The sequence below is a fragment of the Microbulbifer sp. TB1203 genome (assembly GCF_030997045.1).
Taxonomy (GTDB): Bacteria; Pseudomonadota; Gammaproteobacteria; order Pseudomonadales; family Cellvibrionaceae; genus Microbulbifer.
Genome location: NZ_CP116899.1, coordinates 1991428 through 2007546 on the forward strand (window position 1 = coordinate 1991428; position 16119 = coordinate 2007546).

Consider the following 16119-nt stretch of genomic DNA (forward strand, 5'->3'; position numbering starts at 1 on the left):
TTTCTTTATTTTTGAAGGATGGGTGGGACGTAAGTTATTTGTATTATTATATGCTGCTGAAAAGCTGAGGAGTAGTAATCCGGACCATGCCAGCAAAAGATTTGAGACTTCTGTCCCAAATGTCCAAGGTTATGCTGTCATGAATGACACCATTGACAGGTATCAAGAGGGGAGCGGCAGTGGACAGGTTTCCCTGCCCACACCGTGGGAGATAAACCGCCGGTCTAACCGACAAGTGATGCCGCGTCGAACCGGCAGTCGGGGAGACCGCGAAACGGTGTCCGGAACACAAACAGGCTGCCTGCCTGCGGTTCCTGATCCAGCGTCCACTCGCTCAGGGAATCCCGCGCGGAAGTGACAAACAACAGATCCATATTCTCGCCGCCGAAAGCCGCACAGGTGGGCTGGCTGACCGGCATAGGAATTGCGCCCGCCGTGTTGCCGTCGGGCGCATAGCGCTCGACTCGCGCCCCGCGCCACTGGGCCGACCAAAGATACCCCTCCGTATCTACCGTAGCGCCGTCGGGATAGCGATTGACCATGGTGCGGGCGAAGAGTTGGCGGTTGCCGATGTCGCCGCTTCGCGCATCGAAATCGTAACGGTAGATGCTTCTGCGCACCGAATCGGCAAAATAAAAGTGGCTGGAGTCCGGGCTCCAACAGCTGCCGTTGGAAATATGGATATCGCCGGCCATTTGCGTCACAGTGCCGTCTCCCTCCAGGCGATACAGGCTCGCCTTTGCATCCGGGGAGTCGTCTTCGACCATGGTGCCGGCCCAGAAACGGCCCTGGCGGTCTATCTTGCCATCGTTAAAGCGCATACCGGAATCGGGCGGCAGCAGTGCTTTCTCCCAAAGGATCTCGCTGCGCCGGTAGTCGTAGAGAGCAAAGCCCCTTTCAAAAGCGGCGACGATACAGTTCTCCCGGTCGGTGAATGCGAAGGCGCAGAGCCGCTCCGGCGTATCAAAAACCTCCAACTCCCGGCTCGGCCAGTGCAGGCGGTAGAGCCTGCACTCCTGAATATCCGTCCACCAGACACTCTGGTCCTGACCATTCCATTGAACGCCCTCACCGAGGGTATTCCCCACTTCGAACGCATCGAGCAGCTGTACTTCATGCATGGGCTGCCCCTCCTTTTCCACTGCCGGTCAGCAGGCGCTGCATGGCGATAAAGGCGAACAACAACAGGCCGATAACGATTTTTGTCCACCAGCTATTGAGTGTGCCATCGAAGGAAATATAGGTCTGGATAACCCCCATGATCAGCACGCCGACCAGGGTGCCGATCACGTAACCGGAGCCACCGGTAAGCAGGGTGCCGCCGATAACCACCGCGGCGATGGCGTCCAGCTCCAGGCCTACCCCGGTCAGGGAGTAGCCGGAGAAGGTGTAAAAAGTATAAACAATGCCACCGAGTGCCGACAGAAAGCCGCTGATGGCATAGATGGTGATAGTGGTTTGCGCCACCGGCACGCCCATCAGCTGTGCCGATTGCGCACTGCCACCGAGGGCGTAGATATACCCTCCCAGCCGGCTGAAATGTGCGAGCAATACCGCGGCGACCAGCACCAACAATAACACCAGCGTAGAGGTTCCCACCCAGGCGTTGCCCGGCAGGAGCAGACCGAAATCCGCCACGGCGTCGTAAAACGGATGGTCGATGGGAATGGACTCTTCACTCAGGGTGGTGGCCAGTCCACGTGCCAGGAACATGCCCGCCAGGGTGACAATAAATGGCTGCAGCCGGTAGTAGTGAATCAGCGCCCCCATGCCCGCGCCGAACAGGCCGCCGCCGATCAATACCAGGGGGAAAACCTGCAACGGGTGCATTCCGTACTCACCGATCAACAGGGCGCTGGCCACCCCAGTGAGCGCGATCACCGCGCCTACCGAAAGGTCGATACCACCTGAGATAATCACAAAGGTCATGCCGATGGCGGTAATCGCCAGGAAGGCGTTGTCGCTGAACAGGTTGGCAAAGACGCGGGTACTGCCGAAGCCGGAAAACTGCAGCGATCCAGCCAGGAACAGCAATACAAACAGGCCCGCAGTTACATAGAGAGTGGTGTACTTCGATTGCATCACGCCCGGCTCCCCTTCAGCTTCATCATCGACAACAATGCGGCCATCTGCGCCTGGAAGCGCGGCGACTGCAACAGCAACACAAAAATCACCACCAGGGCTTTGATCAACAGGTTAAATTTCGGCGGCAGCCCGCTCATGATAATGGTGGTGCTCAAACACTGGATCACCAGTACGCCCACCAGCGACAACAGCAGTGAAAAACGCCCGCCCATCAGCGAGGCGCCGCCGATCACCACCGCGAGGATCGCATCCAGCTCCAGCCACAGGCCGGCATTGTTGGCATCGGCACCCTGGATATCCGCTGTTGCGATCATCCCCGCCAGCGCCGCGCAGAGGCCGGCAATACAGTACACCAGCATTTTTACCGCGCGCGCATTGATGCCCAGGTAATGGCTGGCACCCGAATTGCAGCCCACCGCCTCCACAAACAGCCCCAGCGCTGTCTTGCGCATCAGCAACTGCACCGCGGCGAAGACAATCAGGACCAGCACAATGGGAAAAGGCACGCCGAGAAAATCGCCGGTTCCCAGGAAGGCAAAGCCGGAGTGCTGGAAGGTAACGATCTGCCCGGCATTGATCAGCTGGGCGATACCGCGGCCCGCCACCATGAGGATCAGTGTGGCGACGATCGGCTGAATTCCCAGGTAGCTGACCAGGCTGCCGTTCACCGCTCCGGCAATCAGCCCGGCGCCGAGGCCGGCGGCCAGTACCAGAAACACGCTATCCACACCGCCGACTATCAGGCTGGCACACACCGCGCCGGCGATGGCCATGGTGGCGCCCACCGACAGGTCGATACCGCCGGTGGCGATCACCAGGGTCATACCGATGGCCAGCAGCGCCACCGGCGCGCTGCGATTTAATACGTCGATCAGGCTGCCGTAGAGGCGGCCGTCGTTGATTTCAATATGAAAAAATTCCGGAGCCAGAACCAGGTTGATGGCCAACAGCAGACCCAATCCCAGCAGTGGCCACAGGTATCGGCCGGAGAGAGAGGGCAGCTTGCCACGCGGGCCGGCCGACGAAACTGGCTGCTCTTCGACGGCAGCGGTTTGCAGGTTACTCACATCACGCCTCGTTGTTATCTAATTCCGCAGCAATCCAATAAACCACCCTGTAGGAGCGGCCCATGGCCGCGATTGGATTTTCCGCATTGTCCACCCCCGATCGCGGCCGTGGGCCGCTCTACAGTTACTGGTTCCAGTTTTGTGGAGCCTGGATTCCGGCATTCGCCGGAATGACGACGGTGCCCTGGATGCGATTGCCGATCAGGCCTCGGCAATGGCCCGCATAATATTACTTTCGGAAATATCCTCGCCCTTGATCTCCGCCACCTTGCGACGATCGCGCATCACCGCTACGCGATCGGAAAAGGCCACCAGTTCCTCCAGCTCGGAGGAAGTCACCAGCAGTGACATGCCCTCACTGCAAAGTTTCTTGATCAGTTTGAGAATTTCCGCGTGCGCGCCGATATCGACACCGCGAGTCGGCTCATCCAGAAGCAGTAACTGCGGGTCAGTGGCCAGCCAGCGGGCCAGGATCACCTTCTGCTGGTTGCCGCCACTCAGTTGCTCGATAGGCTTGTCCGCATCCGGCGTGGCGATCTGAAGCTCCGCAATAAAGCGCTCCGCCAGCTTCTGCTGTTCAGCGCGCCCCATTGGGCGCCACCAGCCGCGCCGCGCCTGTACCGCCAGGGCGATATTCTCGCGGATCGACAGTGGGCCGACGATACCACTGGTCTTGCGGTCCTCCGGGCACAGGGCCAGGCCCGCGGCGATGGCGTCGGCGGGCTGTTTGAAACTCCGCTCGCGGCCGTTGAAAATTATCGATCCGCTGGATTTTTTATCCACACCGAATACGGCGCGGCAAACTTCGGTGCGACCGGAGCCCAGTAAGCCGGCCAGCCCCACCGCCTCGCCGCGGTTCACCGTCAAATCGGTTTCCCCCAGGGAACCGCGCACACTGACACCCTGCAGGGACAACAGCGCCTCGCCTTCCTCCCGCTGTTCGCGGGCCTCACCGCGGTGCGCCTCACGCTGCAACTCCTTGCCGAGCATATGCGCGACCAGCTCTTCCCGCGACAGACTGGCGGTTTCGAATTCGCCGACAAGCGTGCCGTTGCGCAGCACCGTAATACGGTCGCAAACGCTGTACACCTGGTCGAGAAAGTGGGTGATAAATACGATACCGATGCCCTTGGCCTTCAGCTCACGCATCACCCCGAACAGCTGCTGCACCTCGCCGGCATCCAGGCTGGCGGTGGGCTCGTCGAGCACCAGCACTTTGGCTGACATATCCACGCCGCGGGCAATGGCCACCAGCTGTTGTACCGCCACCGAATAGCTCGACAGCGGCCGGGAGACATCGATATCCAGCGCGAAACGCTTCAGCAGTTCCGCGGACTGGCGGTGGATACGCTTCCAGTCGATCAGGCCGAATTTCTTCGGCTCGCGCCCCAGGTAAATGTTCTGCGCCACGCTGAGATTGGGCAGCAGGTTGACCTCCTGATAGACGGTGCTGATTCCCCGTGCCTGGGCCTGGGCGGTGCTCTTCAGCCGCAGGGGCTCGCCCAGGTAGGTCATGGAGCCGCCGTCGCCCTCCAGGGCGCCGGTCATCACCTTCACCAGGGTGGATTTGCCGGCACCGTTCTCACCGAGCAGCGCGTGGATTTCTCCCGCGCGCAAATGGAAGTCGACACCGTCCAGCGCTTTCACACCCGGGTAGCGCTTTTCGACTTTACTGAGACTTAACAGTGTCATGGTTACCGCCACTAATTACTTGGCCGCGCGTTTCTTGTACTCCTCGGCCGCAGTCTCCTGCGTGAAGAGATCGCCGGTGGTGGTGATCAGCTTGTCGATCTTGCGATCGCCATTCAGGTAGCGCTCGATGACGTCGAACGCCGGCGCACCCAGATGCGGGTTGAGCTCCACGGTGGCGTTGGCATCGCCGTCGGCCATGGCCTTGAAATAGTCCGGCACGCCGTCGACGGATACCACCAGCATATCCACGCCGGGCTTCAGGCCAGCTTCCTTGATCGCCTGGATGCCGCCCAGGGCCATCTCGTCGTTGTGCGCCCAGAGTGCACAGATGTCCTTGCCGCTGTTCTCCGCCTTGAGCATGGCCTCCATCACTTCCTTGCCCTTGGTGCGAGTGAATTCGCCGGTCTGGCTGCGCACGATTTTAGCGTTGGGGTACTTGGCGATGACCTCGTTGAAACCCTTCATGCGGTCGATGGCCGCGGTGGCCCCCACGGTGCCCTGCAGTTCCAGAATATTGCAGTTGCCACCGGTCTCCTCCATCAACCAGTTGGCCGCGCGGCGCCCCTCCTCGACAAAGTCGGAAGCGATGCGGGTGAGGAAAAGGGAGGCATTCTTGACATCGACATTGCGATCGAGGATCACCACCGGGATGCGCGCCCGTTTGGCTTCGCGCAGCACCGGCTTCCAGCCGGTTTCCACCACCGGTGCAATCATGATGGCGTCCACACCCTGGGCGATAAAGCTGCGTACCGCCTTGATCTGGTTTTCCTGTTTTTGCTGGGCGTCGGAAAATTTCAGCTCGATACCGCGGCGCTTGGCCTCGGCCTTGACGGATTCGCTGAAGCTGGTGCGCCAGCCGCTCTCGGAACCCACCTGGGAGAAACCCACGGTAATGGCAGCGGCGCTTTGCACCAGGCAGAACAACAGGGCCAAGCCAGCGGTTAGTGATTGGATGACTTTCATGGAAACCTCCTCATCGCAAGGTTCGTTCGTTTATATTTATTTTTTGGGCGCGGCAGTAATCGCAGGGTGCGCCGTGCGCACCAAAAGATCTGAAGCTCGCGCCAGCTTATGGCGGTGCGCACGGCGCACCCTACGGCACTAAATCTTCTGTTACTTTGCAGAAAATCTATAAATGGTCGTTTGCCTGTATTCTTCTCCCGCCTCCAGCATTACGGAAGGAAATTCGCTATGGTTGGGCGCATCCGGAAACCCGTGGGTTTCCAGGCAGAGCCCGCTGCGGTGCGCCATGGGTGAGCCGTCCTCGCGGTTGCGGGTGCCGTCGAGGAAGTTACCGCTGTAGAACTGCACTCCCGGCTCGCTGGAAATCACCTCCAGGCGCCGTCCGGAAAGCGGGTCCCACAGGGATGCGATGGACTTCAGCGCTTTGTCACCTGTCCGCTCCACCACCCAATAGTTGTCGTAGCCACCGGGCTGCCGGTCGATGTCCCGGCCGATCGGTTTGGGCCGACGGAAATCCAGCGCCGTGCTGTCCACGTTCAGCAGTTGGCCGGTGGGAACCAGCCCGCTGTCCAGTTCCAGGTATTGCGCCGCGTTTATCTGCAACTCGTGATCGAGAATGCTGCCCCCCGCCGCCAGGTTCCAGTAGGCGTGGTTGGTAAGACTTATCGGTGTACGGCAGTCACTGCGGGCCCGGTATTCGAGAGTCAGTTCGTCCTCTTCACTCAACCGGTAGGTCAGCTCGGCTTCCACCCGGCCCGGGTAGCCGCCGTCGCCGTCCGCACTCTCGCAGCGGAAGGTCACCGCGGCACCGGGCCCCGGGCTGGCAGACCAGCGCCGGGTGCCCAGGCCTTGGGGGCCGCCGTGCAGATGGTTTTCGCCATCGTTGACCGGCAGCTGCACCTCCCCCTCGCCGAGGGGGAAGCGCGCCCTGCCGATCCGGTTGGCCACCCGGCCCACGGTGACACCGAGAAACCAGCTGTTGTCCAACCAATGGCTCGGGTCGCCGTAAGTCAGCAGGATATTGCCGCGGCGGCCATTGCGATCCGCGGTGTGTACCGATAGCAGGCTCGCGCCCAGGTCAGCAAGCTGCACCTGGGTGCCGCGCCGGTTGCCCAGGGTAAAAACCTGTAGCGGCTCCTCCAGCCCTTCCAGCGCAAGCTGCGACCGGGCAACGGTGGAATCCAGGGAAGTCTCAACCGATGCCATCGCTGGTTTTCCTGCCGTTGACCAGCCGGGAAATTCCCAGGGGATTGCTGTTTTTCAGCGCATCCGGGAGCAGGTTTTCCGGGTAGTTCTGGAAACAGATCGGGCGTACGAAGCGCGCTATGGCCATGGTGCCCACCGAGGTGAAACGGCTGTCTGTCGCCGCCGGGAAGGGGCCGCCGTGCATCATCGCATGGCACACTTCCACGCCGGTGGGGAAACCGTTGACCACTATTCTTCCCACCCGCTGGCGCAGCTGTTGCACCAGGTCACCGTAGCTGTCGAGTTCGCCCTCGGCGCACTGGAGAGTGCCGGTGAGCTGGCCCTTCAGGGACCCTACAACCGCCAGCAGCTCCTCGCGATCGCGGCACTTCACAACCAGGGATACCGGTCCGAAAACCTCTTCCTGCAGTGCGGGGTTGGCGAGGAATTCCGCTCCGCTGACGGTGAACAGGCCGGCCTGGCAGGTGAAGCCGCCGTCTTCGCCGGCACTTTCACCCGCCGCCAGTTGCTCCACACCCGCCTGGTCGCGCAGATGGCCCACGCCGCTGCGGTAGCCGCTGAGGGTATTCTTGTTCAGCATTACCCCGGCGCCGACCTTTGACAGGGCTTCCCCCGCCGCCGCGGTAAAGCGGTCCAGGCCTTCCCCTTCGACTGACAGTACCAGCCCCGGATTGACGCAGAACTGGCCGGTGCCCATATTCAGCGAAGTGATAAAACCTTCGGCGATGGTCTCCGCAGAATTCTCCAGCGCCTGCGGCAGCAGCACCACCGGGTTTACGCTGCCCATTTCCGCGAACACCGGAATCGGCTCCGGCCGTTCATTGGCCAGTTTAAAGAGCGCGGTGCCGCCGGTGAAGGATCCGGTAAAGCCCACCGCCTTGATGCCCGGCGCCTTCACCAGCTCGGCGCCCACGCGGCTGCCTGCACCCAGGATCAGCGAGAAGACGCCGCCCGGCAGGCCGGATTTCTCCACCGCCCGGCCGACTGCCCGGGCCACCAGTTCGCTGGTCCCCGGGTGGGAATTGTGTCCCTTCACAACCACCGGGCATCCGGCGGCAAAGGCCGAGGCGGTGTCGCCGCCGGCCACGGAAAACGCCAGCGGGAAGTTGCTCGCGCCGAATACCGCCACCGGGCCCAACGCCTGGTTGAAACTGCGCAGATCCGGGCGCGGCAGCGGCTGGCGGTCAGGCAATGCGGTATCGATACGCGCGTCGAGATATTCACCGGAGACGATCCACTCGGCGAAGAGCTTCAGCTGGCCACAGGTTCTGCCCCGCTCGCCCTCTGCCCGCGCACGCGGGTAGCCGGTTTCGGCGGTGACCCGGTCCAGCAGTTCGTCGCCCAGGGCCATAATTTCTTCGGCGCAACGGTTGAGAAACTCCGCCCGTACCGAGGGCGCAGTATTGGCAAACTCCGCGGCGCAGGCACTGGCTGCGGCTACGGCCTCGGCCACCTGCTGTTCATCGGCGCCGATGAATTCCGGCTCCAGATTCTCCCCGGTGGCGGGGTTCACGGCACGGAAGCCGTCCGCGTTGCCGGCTTTCCACTCGCCGGCGATCAGTTGTTTACCAGTAATCGACATTTTTGATTCTCCTCTGCTTAGATCCAGCCGCCGTCGACTATAAAGTTTTGTGCAGTACACATACAGCTGTCGTCGGAAGCCAGGAACAGCACCATTGCACTGATGTTCTCAGGTATCAAGCGTTCCTTGAGACTCTGGTTGCGGTCGATCTCCACCGCCGTGTTCTCGTCCACCCGCTCGCGCAATTGCTTTTCCGTCATCACCCAACCGGGCACCAGGGTGTTGACGCGGATTTTGTCCGGCCCCATGTCCCGGGCCAGGCCGCGGGTCAGGCCCTCGATCGCGGCTTTGGAGCTGGTGTAGCCGGGCATGCCGCCCTGCCCCGCGTGCCAGCTCATGGAACCGAAATTGACGATGGAGCCACCGCCGAGCTGCTTCATCTGCGGGTAGACTGCCTGTGCGGCAAAAAACTGGTGGCGCAGGTTGACCGCCGTGCATTGGTCCCACTGTTCCGGCGTCACTTGGCGGAAGTCGTGGCGGTTGTCGTTGGCGGCGTTGTTGATCAGGACGGAAATAGGGCCGAGTTCACCGGCCGCGCGCTCGATGGTGTTCTGCAGCTTTTCGATATCGAGCAGGTCGCAGGGATAGAAATGCACGCTGCCCGCTGCGCCCGGCTCCTGGCGCAGCCGCTCCACCAGCGCCAGAGACGTATCCTCCTGGATGTCCACGAATGCCACTTTGGAGCCCTGGCGAAAGAACGATTCCACCAGGCTGGCGCCGATACCGGAACCGCCGCCGGAGATAAATACGGTTTTGCCTTTCAGGCTGGGATATTGGTTGGTTAGCGTCATTGTTCGTTCGCTTTTGTCATCTGTGTCTGTCGGTCATGGCACTCACACCGTAGGAGCCCGCTTACTGACGAACAAGAGCCGGCTTTGCAGCCTTCTCTGTAAGTCGGCTCCTACAGGGTGGATCGGGCCGGCTCAGTGGGAGTGAGACGGCACCTCGGCGCCGCGGCAACCTACGAGGAAATCGAAATCACAGCCCTCGTCTGCCTGCAGCACACGCTCCCGATAGATCTCCAGGTAGCCGCCGGTGGAGGCGATGACCTGCTGGGATTTCAGAGTCTCCAGGCGTTCAGCCAGTTCCTCGTCGGAGACCTCCAGGTGCAGGCGACCGCTCTCCGCATCCAGGTGGATCATATCGCCATCGCGCACCGCCGCCAGGGGGCCCAGTTCCATCGCTTCCGGGGCCACATGCAGAACTACGGTGCCGAAAGCAGTCCCGCTCATGCGCGCATCGGATATGCGAACCATATCTTTGATACCGCGCTTCAGCAATTTCGGCGGCAGGCCCATATTGCCCACCTCGGCCATGCCCGGATAGCCTTTTGGACCACAGTTTTTCAGCACCATCACACAGTTCTCGTCGATATCCAGGTCCGGGTCGACGATACGCTGCTTGTAGTGGTCGAAGTTCTCGAATACCACGGCGCGGCCGCGGTGATTCATCAGCTTAGGGGTCGCGGCGGAAGGCTTGAGCACCGCACCGCGGGGGGCCAGATTGCCCTTGAGAATACAGATACCGCCATTTTCCACCAGCGGATTGTCCAGCGGGCGAATTACATCCTCGTTGTAGCAGGGAGCATCGACAACATTCTCCCAGATGGTCTTACCGTTTACGGTAAGCGAGTCCCGGTTCAGGTTGCCGGATTCCCCCAGGCGCCTCAGCACCGCGGGTAGGCCGCCGGCGTAGTAGAAATCCTCCATCAGATACTTCCCTGACGGCTGCAGGTTGACCAGGGTGGGCACGCCGCGCCCTTCTTTCCAGTCCTCCAGCTCCAGGTCGACGCCGATACGGCCGGCAATGGCTTTCAGGTGAATCACCGCATTGGTGGAACCGCCGATCGCCGCATTGGTGCGGATGGCGTTGTGGAAGGCCTCCTTGGTGAGCACCTTCGACAAGGTGAGGTCCTCGTGCACCATATCCACGATGCGCATGCCGGAAAGGTGCGCCAGGGTATAGCGGCGCGAGTCCACCGCCGGAATGGCGGCGTTGTGCGGCAGGCTGGTACCCAGGGATTCGGCCATACAGGCCATGGTGGAAGCGGTGCCCATGGTATTGCAGGTACCGGCCGAGCGGGACATGCTGCCCTCGGCACTGAGGAATTCGTGCAGGGAGATATTGCCGGCCTTGTACTCCTCGTGCATCTGCCACACCAGGGTGCCGGAACCCACATCCTTACCCTTGTGTTTGCCGTTCAGCATGGGCCCACCGGTGACCACGATCGTGGGCAGGTTGCAGCTGGCGGCGCCCATCAGCAGCGCCGGGGTGGTCTTGTCGCAACCCACCAGCAGCACTACGCCATCGATGGGGTTGCCACGAATGGCCTCTTCGGTATCCATCGCCGCCAGATTGCGGGTCAGCATGGCGCTGGGCCGCAGGTTGGATTCGCCGTTGGAAAATACCGGGAACTCCACCGGTACACCGCCGGCCTCATAGATGCCGCGCTTTACATGCTCGGCGACCTTGCGGAAGTGCGCGTTGCACGGGGTCAGCTCAGACCACGTATTGCAGATGCCGATTACCGGCCTACCCTCGAAATGGTGGTCCGGAATGCCCTGGTTCTTCATCCAGCTGCGGTACATGAACCCGTTTTTGTCCCGCGTTCCGAACCAACTGGCCGACCGCAACACTGTCTTTTTCTTATCATCACTGGCCATAACTTAGCCTCAACTCGCTCTTAATGATATTATTGTATGACTTAATATTTTGCGAAACAAGTATTCACCGTGACCATCCCGGGCGAGCGGGGCTGGGATCGGGTTAATTGAAATATATCATATAGTATGATATAAGAATTCGCTAGTGCGAGACCATCAAAAAACAGCAAGAGGCAGGAAGGGAGAGAGATGAGACTGATCCAGTTTTTGACTGAAGACGGCCGGCGGGCAGTGGGTGTCGTCGAGAGCGCCGACACTATCTACCAGTTGAACGGGGCCGACAGCATCTACCAGTTGGCACAGCAGACCCTGGAGGCAGGGACAACTTTGGAGAACCGTGCACGCGAGCAACTCTCCGACACCCGCCTCGACTACCAGCGCATTATCGAAGAGGGCCGCCTGCTGGCACCCATTGACCATCAGGACCCCGCCCACCTGCTGGTGGCCGGCACCGGGCTGACCCACCTGGGCAGTGCCGACACCCGCGCCGCCATGCATGCGCAAAACCAGAAAGGTACCGAGGAATCCCTCACCGATACCATGAAAATGTTCCGCATGGGTGTCGAGGGCGGCAAACCCGCAGCGGGGGAAATCGGCGTACAGCCGGAGTGGTTCTACAAGGGCGACGGCAGCATTATCGCCGCTCCGGAAGCGGACCTGGTGAGCCCGTCCTTCGCCCTGGACGCGGGAGAGGAACCGGAAATCGCCGGAATTTACCTCAACGACAGCGAGGGGGTACCGCACCGCATCGGCTTCGCCCTGGGCAACGAACTCTCCGACCATGTCACTGAGCGGCAGAATTACCTCTATCTGGCCCACTCCAAGCTGCGCCCTTGCGCCATTGGCCCCGAACTGCTGCTTGGCGAGTTGCCCGGGAATATAGAAGGTGTCTCGCGGATTGTGCGCGATGGCGAAGTCCTCTGGGAGAAAGCCTTCCTGAGCGGTGAGGACAACATGTCGCACACCATCGCCAACCTGGAGACGCACCACTTCAAGTACGCCGGCTTCTGCCGCCCGGGCCAAGTGCACGTGCACTTTTTCGGCACCGCCACCCTGAGTTTCGGCGATGGTATCCAGCCCCGCTCAGGCGACCGCTTCGAAATTGAAGCCGAGGTTTTTGGCCGACCGCTGCGCAACCAGTTGGTGGTGGACGAGAGAAAAATTCCCGAGGTGAAACCGTTGTAGCGGGAACTGTAGGAGCGGCCCATGGCCGCGATCGAGGTCACTTCGTAGTCCAGATCGATCGCGGCCATGGGCGGATGGCCGCCCCGCCGCTCCTACAATACAACGGTGGGGAAATGCGAAGGGATGGGTAAATCTATACCGCAACATCCATATTCTGGCTTTCCTGCCCCAGGCTCTCAAGGGCGCCGCGCACAGACTTGGACAGCAGGGACTTCATCTCAAACCGGGCCCGCTCCGGGTCGCGGTCGCGGATACCAAGATAGACCGCTTTGTGCCCGGGCAGCGAGCCGACATACTCCGACTCCTGTGAACTGCTGATACGGAACAGGCCGGTGAGCGCGGTTTTGATGGACTCGCCGAGGGAAACCATAAATTCATTATTGGTGGCCCGCAGGATGGCCATATGGAAATCAATATCCGCAAGGATGTGATCTTCGGTCTCGGTTTCCGCCTCCGTCATGGCATTGTAGGCCTTTTCGATCGCAGCTATCTGCTCTTCGCTCGCCCGCTGCGCCGCAATGGCGGCGGCACTGGGCTCAATGACCTCACGCACCTCAAACAGGGCACGCAGAAATTCCGGCGAGGGCTGGGATTCAAAACACCACTTGAGCACATCGGAATCGAACATGTTCCAGGACTCTTTCGGGCGCACCCGCGTACCCAGTTTGGGACGCGACTCCAGCAGCCCCTTAGCGGTGAGCAGCTTGAACGCCTCCCGCAGTGCCGTCCGGGAGACCTTCAGTTCTTCACCAATGGTGGCCTCATTGGGAATATACTCGCCCGGAGCATAGACGCCGCTGACTATCCGTGTACCCAACTCGTAAGCCACCCAAGCGTGCACACTCCGCGGCCGCTTGTCTCTCGCTTGTATCGCCATGTTCGTTTCCTTCGACTCAATCGTCGCAATAGTACCCTATTTGAGCCCACCTTATGACCTTTTGACGAGTTGCCGAAGGAGGCTGGTAAAAACCGGGGGTTAATGCATCCTAACAGTTTATCGCAGTCCCGTTGCGGATCGCCCTTTCACCCACAGTATACTTTTGACATTAATACTACAATAATATATATAACTGCAAATATTATAAGAACGCGCAGTCCCCCTGCAGCGATGGGAGAATAAATATGCAGTCCAATAGGCTCTCCGTACTCGAGAAGATCGGCTTCGGCGCCGGGGATATGGCCGTGAATGTGGTCATCTCATCGATGATGCTGATCATCTCCTTCTTCTATACCGACATTTACGGCCTGAAGCCGGCAGATATGGCCCTGTTGTTCCTGGTGGTGCGGCTGATCGATGCCGTTACCGACCCGCTGATGGGAACCATCACCGACCGCTACACTACCCGCTGGGGGCGCTACCGGCCCTACTTCCTGTTCCTGGCTGTGCCCTTTGGCATCTCAGTGTTCCTGACCTTCAGCACGCCGGATCTGGACTACAACGGCAAGCTGGTATGGGCCTACGCCACCTATATCCTGGTGACAATGATGTTCACCGCGGTCACCATTCCCTACATTTCCATTATCGGCGTGCTGACCGACGACCCCAAAGAGCGCCTCTCCGCCAACGGCTACCGGCTGTTCTTCGCCAAAATCGCCGCCTTCCTGGTCACCATCGTAGTGCCGATGCTCGCGGCCTCCTGGGGTGAGGACAGGCTGGCCCTGGGTTACCAGGTGTCCATGGGGCTGATGGCCTCGCTTGCCACCGCGCTGTTTATCTTCTGCTTTTTCACCACCACCGAGCGGGTCCACTACCAGCCGGAACAGACCCCCTTGCTGGTCCAGGCCAGGACGCTGCTGCGCAATGATCAGTGGCTGATCCTCACCGGGGTTTGCCTGGTGGGCACCGTTGGCTATGTGGTGCGCGGCTCCGTCGCTGCCTATTACGCCAAGTACTACCTGGGCGGGGATGCGCAGACTCTGTCACTGTTTCTCGCAACCGGCGTGGTGGCGGCGATCCTGGCCATGGTGGCTTCCACCTGGATCACCAAGCGTTATTGCAAGGTGAAGTTGTTCAGCCGCAGTCAGCTGCTGGTTGGCGCTATCAGCCTGGCGATGTATTTTGCCGTGGGGCCCGGCGATCTGGTGCTGGCCTTCGTATTCTATTTCGTGCTCTCGTTCGTGGTCGACCTGCACGCCCCGATATTCTGGTCGGCCATCGCCGAAGCGGTGGACTACGGCGAAGTGAAAACCGGCAAACGGGTCTCCGGCCTGGCGTTCGGCGGTATCTCCTTCTTCCAGAAAGCGGGCATGGGGGTTGCGGGCGCCATGGTGGGCTCACTGCTGGCATTCTTCGACTATGTGCCCGACCAGCCGCAGAGTGATTTTTCGCTGATGGGAATTGCGCTGATGTTGACCATCATCCCCGGATTTTTTCATTTTCTGATGGGACTGCTGATGCGCAAATACGTTATTACCAACGACTACTACCAGCGCCTGAAGCGTGGAGAAATCAGCCCGGACAGCGACAGCGAAGTTTCTGCAACTGAACTGAAGCCCTCAGCGCCTTGATACGAATACGCCTGGCCATTGGCGGTTTTCCTGTGGGACCCGATAGGAACCCACAGGCAACCAGCCAGAAACCTGTTACACCGAAGTAATTGTTGGAGTTAATCGTGACGGAATCCGCCCCCCTGATAGAACCGCTGATCGAACAGCGTGCAGACCCCTATATTTATAAACACCACGACGGCTATTACTACTTTATCGCCTCGGTACCGGAGTATGACCGCCTGGAGCTGCGCCGCTCACAGACACTGGCCGGACTCGCGGAAGCTCCCGGGATCACTGTGTGGCGCAAGCCGGAAACCGGCCCCTACTCCGACCTTATCTGGGCACCGGAGATCCACTTTATAGACGGCACCTGGTGTATTTATTTCGCCGCGGCGCCGTCGCGGGAGATTCTCGACAACCTCTTCCAGCACCGCATGTACGCACTGACCACCACCGCAGACAATCCGCAGGAAGGGAACTGGCAGCTGGCACAGGTGGATAGCGGCATCGACGCCTTCTGCCTCGACGCCACAAGTTTTGCCCACAGGGGCGAGCGCTACTATCTATGGGCGCAAAAGGAGCCCGGAATCCCCGGGAATTCGAACTTGTATATAGCGCCAATGGACTCCCCCACCAGTATCGTCGGCAAGCCGATCCGGCTCAGCATACCGGAGTTCGATTGGGAGACCGTGGGTTTTGCGGTAAACGAGGGGCCCGCGGTGATCGCGCGCCACGGCCGGGTGTTTATCAGCTATTCCGCCAGTGCCACCGACCACAACTACTGTATGGGACTGCTCTACGCCGACGAGGACGCAGACCTGCTGGACCCGGCCAGCTGGCACAAGTCACCACAACCGGTGTTCCAGAGCTGTCACCAACGGGGCATCTACGGGCCGGGACACAACAGCTTTACCGTCTCCGAGGACGGCGAACGGGACATCTTGGTCTACCACGCGCGCACCTACACAAAGATCGAAGGAGATCCGTTGTGGGACCCCAACCGCCACACCTATATCAAGGCGTTTGGCTGGTCGGATGATGGAATGCCGGTATTCGGCAACCCCGCGGAGCCCTGAGTCCCTGCAGGAGCGGCCCATGGACAGATTTTTGCTCCTGCAAAATCTGCATTTCCGCCGTCCCTGACGGTCGCCGCTCCTACAGGATGATTTCCGTCGGGGGTGGGAAC

General features: G+C 60.4%; 13 protein-coding genes. 3 read left to right on the forward strand and 10 right to left on the reverse strand.

Annotated features, from left to right (window positions below):
* Window positions 1-224 precede the first annotated feature (224 nt).
* The 9 genes from PP263_RS08495 to PP263_RS08535 form a co-directional block, all read right to left on the reverse strand.
* Window positions 225-1121 (reverse strand): SMP-30/gluconolactonase/LRE family protein, encoded by an 897-nt coding sequence (locus PP263_RS08495; RefSeq protein ID WP_308367970.1) that lies wholly within the window; start codon window positions 1119-1121, stop codon window positions 225-227.
* Window positions 1114-2082: a galactofuranose ABC transporter, permease protein YjfF gene (gene yjfF / locus PP263_RS08500; RefSeq protein ID WP_308368584.1), complete on the reverse strand. Its 969-nt coding sequence runs from the start codon at window positions 2080-2082 to the stop codon at window positions 1114-1116. Before yjfF ends, PP263_RS08495 begins: the two co-directional genes overlap by 8 nt.
* Window positions 2082-3152 carry an ABC transporter permease gene (locus PP263_RS08505; RefSeq protein ID WP_308367971.1) on the reverse strand — a complete coding sequence of 357 codons (1071 nt, stop codon included), beginning with the start codon at window positions 3150-3152 and terminating at the stop codon, window positions 2082-2084. The genes yjfF and PP263_RS08505 overlap by 1 nt, the downstream gene beginning before the upstream one ends.
* A 201-nt stretch (window positions 3153-3353) precedes the next feature.
* Window positions 3354-4844, reverse strand: a complete 1491-nt coding sequence (locus PP263_RS08510) for a sugar ABC transporter ATP-binding protein (RefSeq protein ID WP_308367972.1) — start codon at window positions 4842-4844, stop codon at window positions 3354-3356.
* 15 nt (window positions 4845-4859) lie between these two features.
* Window positions 4860-5807 carry an ABC transporter substrate-binding protein gene (locus PP263_RS08515; RefSeq protein WP_308367974.1) on the reverse strand — a complete coding sequence of 316 codons (948 nt, stop codon included), beginning with the start codon at window positions 5805-5807 and terminating at the stop codon, window positions 4860-4862.
* Between the two features lie 150 nt (window positions 5808-5957).
* On the reverse strand, window positions 5958-7013 hold the full coding sequence (locus tag PP263_RS08520; RefSeq protein ID WP_308367975.1) for an aldose epimerase family protein: 1056 nt from the start codon (window positions 7011-7013) through the stop codon (window positions 5958-5960).
* On the reverse strand, window positions 7000-8595 hold the full coding sequence (locus tag PP263_RS08525; protein ID WP_308367976.1) for an aldehyde dehydrogenase (NADP(+)): 1596 nt from the start codon (window positions 8593-8595) through the stop codon (window positions 7000-7002). The genes PP263_RS08520 and PP263_RS08525 overlap by 14 nt, the downstream gene beginning before the upstream one ends.
* A gap of 17 nt (window positions 8596-8612) precedes the next feature.
* A complete protein-coding gene (locus tag PP263_RS08530) occupies window positions 8613-9386 on the reverse strand; it encodes an SDR family oxidoreductase (protein WP_308367977.1) in 774 nt (257 codons plus the stop codon).
* Between the two features lie 132 nt (window positions 9387-9518).
* Window positions 9519-11258 carry an IlvD/Edd family dehydratase gene (locus PP263_RS08535; protein ID WP_308367978.1) on the reverse strand — a complete coding sequence of 580 codons (1740 nt, stop codon included), beginning with the start codon at window positions 11256-11258 and terminating at the stop codon, window positions 9519-9521.
* Window positions 11259-11447: 189 nt separating this feature from the next.
* Between PP263_RS08535 and araD1 the strand changes: the two genes are divergently transcribed.
* Window positions 11448-12443, forward strand: coding sequence for an AraD1 family protein (gene araD1, locus PP263_RS08540; RefSeq protein WP_308367979.1), 996 nt, complete (start codon window positions 11448-11450; stop codon window positions 12441-12443).
* A 133-nt stretch (window positions 12444-12576) separates the two neighbouring features.
* Here araD1 and PP263_RS08545 read toward each other — a convergent pair whose 3' ends face one another.
* Window positions 12577-13320: a FadR/GntR family transcriptional regulator gene (locus tag PP263_RS08545; RefSeq protein WP_308367980.1), complete on the reverse strand. Its 744-nt coding sequence runs from the start codon at window positions 13318-13320 to the stop codon at window positions 12577-12579.
* Window positions 13321-13565: 245 nt separating this feature from the next.
* Between PP263_RS08545 and PP263_RS08550 the strand changes: the two genes are divergently transcribed.
* A complete protein-coding gene (locus PP263_RS08550; RefSeq protein WP_308367981.1) occupies window positions 13566-14951 on the forward strand; it encodes an MFS transporter in 1386 nt (461 codons plus the stop codon).
* Window positions 14952-15055: 104 nt separating this feature from the next.
* On the forward strand, window positions 15056-16009 hold the full coding sequence (locus PP263_RS08555; RefSeq protein WP_308367982.1) for a glycoside hydrolase family 43 protein: 954 nt from the start codon (window positions 15056-15058) through the stop codon (window positions 16007-16009).
* Window positions 16010-16119 lie beyond the last annotated feature (110 nt).

Coding starts and splice junctions, on each gene's coding strand:
- PP263_RS08495 (WP_308367970.1), bottom strand. CDS start 1,121: ATGCATGAAGTACAGCTGCTCGATGCGTTCGAAGTGGGGAATACCCTC.
- yjfF (WP_308368584.1), bottom strand. CDS start 2,082: ATGCAATCGAAGTACACCACTCTCTATGTAACTGCGGGCCTGTTTGTA.
- PP263_RS08510 (WP_308367972.1), bottom strand. CDS start 4,844: ATGACACTGTTAAGTCTCAGTAAAGTCGAAAAGCGCTACCCGGGTGTG.
- PP263_RS08515 (WP_308367974.1), bottom strand. CDS start 5,807: ATGAAAGTCATCCAATCACTAACCGCTGGCTTGGCCCTGTTGTTCTGC.
- PP263_RS08520 (WP_308367975.1), bottom strand. CDS start 7,013: ATGGCATCGGTTGAGACTTCCCTGGATTCCACCGTTGCCCGGTCGCAG.
- PP263_RS08525 (WP_308367976.1), bottom strand. CDS start 8,595: ATGTCGATTACTGGTAAACAACTGATCGCCGGCGAGTGGAAAGCCGGC.
- PP263_RS08530 (WP_308367977.1), bottom strand. CDS start 9,386: ATGACGCTAACCAACCAATATCCCAGCCTGAAAGGCAAAACCGTATTT.
- PP263_RS08535 (WP_308367978.1), bottom strand. CDS start 11,258: ATGGCCAGTGATGATAAGAAAAAGACAGTGTTGCGGTCGGCCAGTTGG.
- araD1 (WP_308367979.1), top strand. CDS start 11,448: ATGAGACTGATCCAGTTTTTGACTGAAGACGGCCGGCGGGCAGTGGGT.
- PP263_RS08545 (WP_308367980.1), bottom strand. CDS start 13,320: ATGGCGATACAAGCGAGAGACAAGCGGCCGCGGAGTGTGCACGCTTGG.
- PP263_RS08550 (WP_308367981.1), top strand. CDS start 13,566: ATGCAGTCCAATAGGCTCTCCGTACTCGAGAAGATCGGCTTCGGCGCC.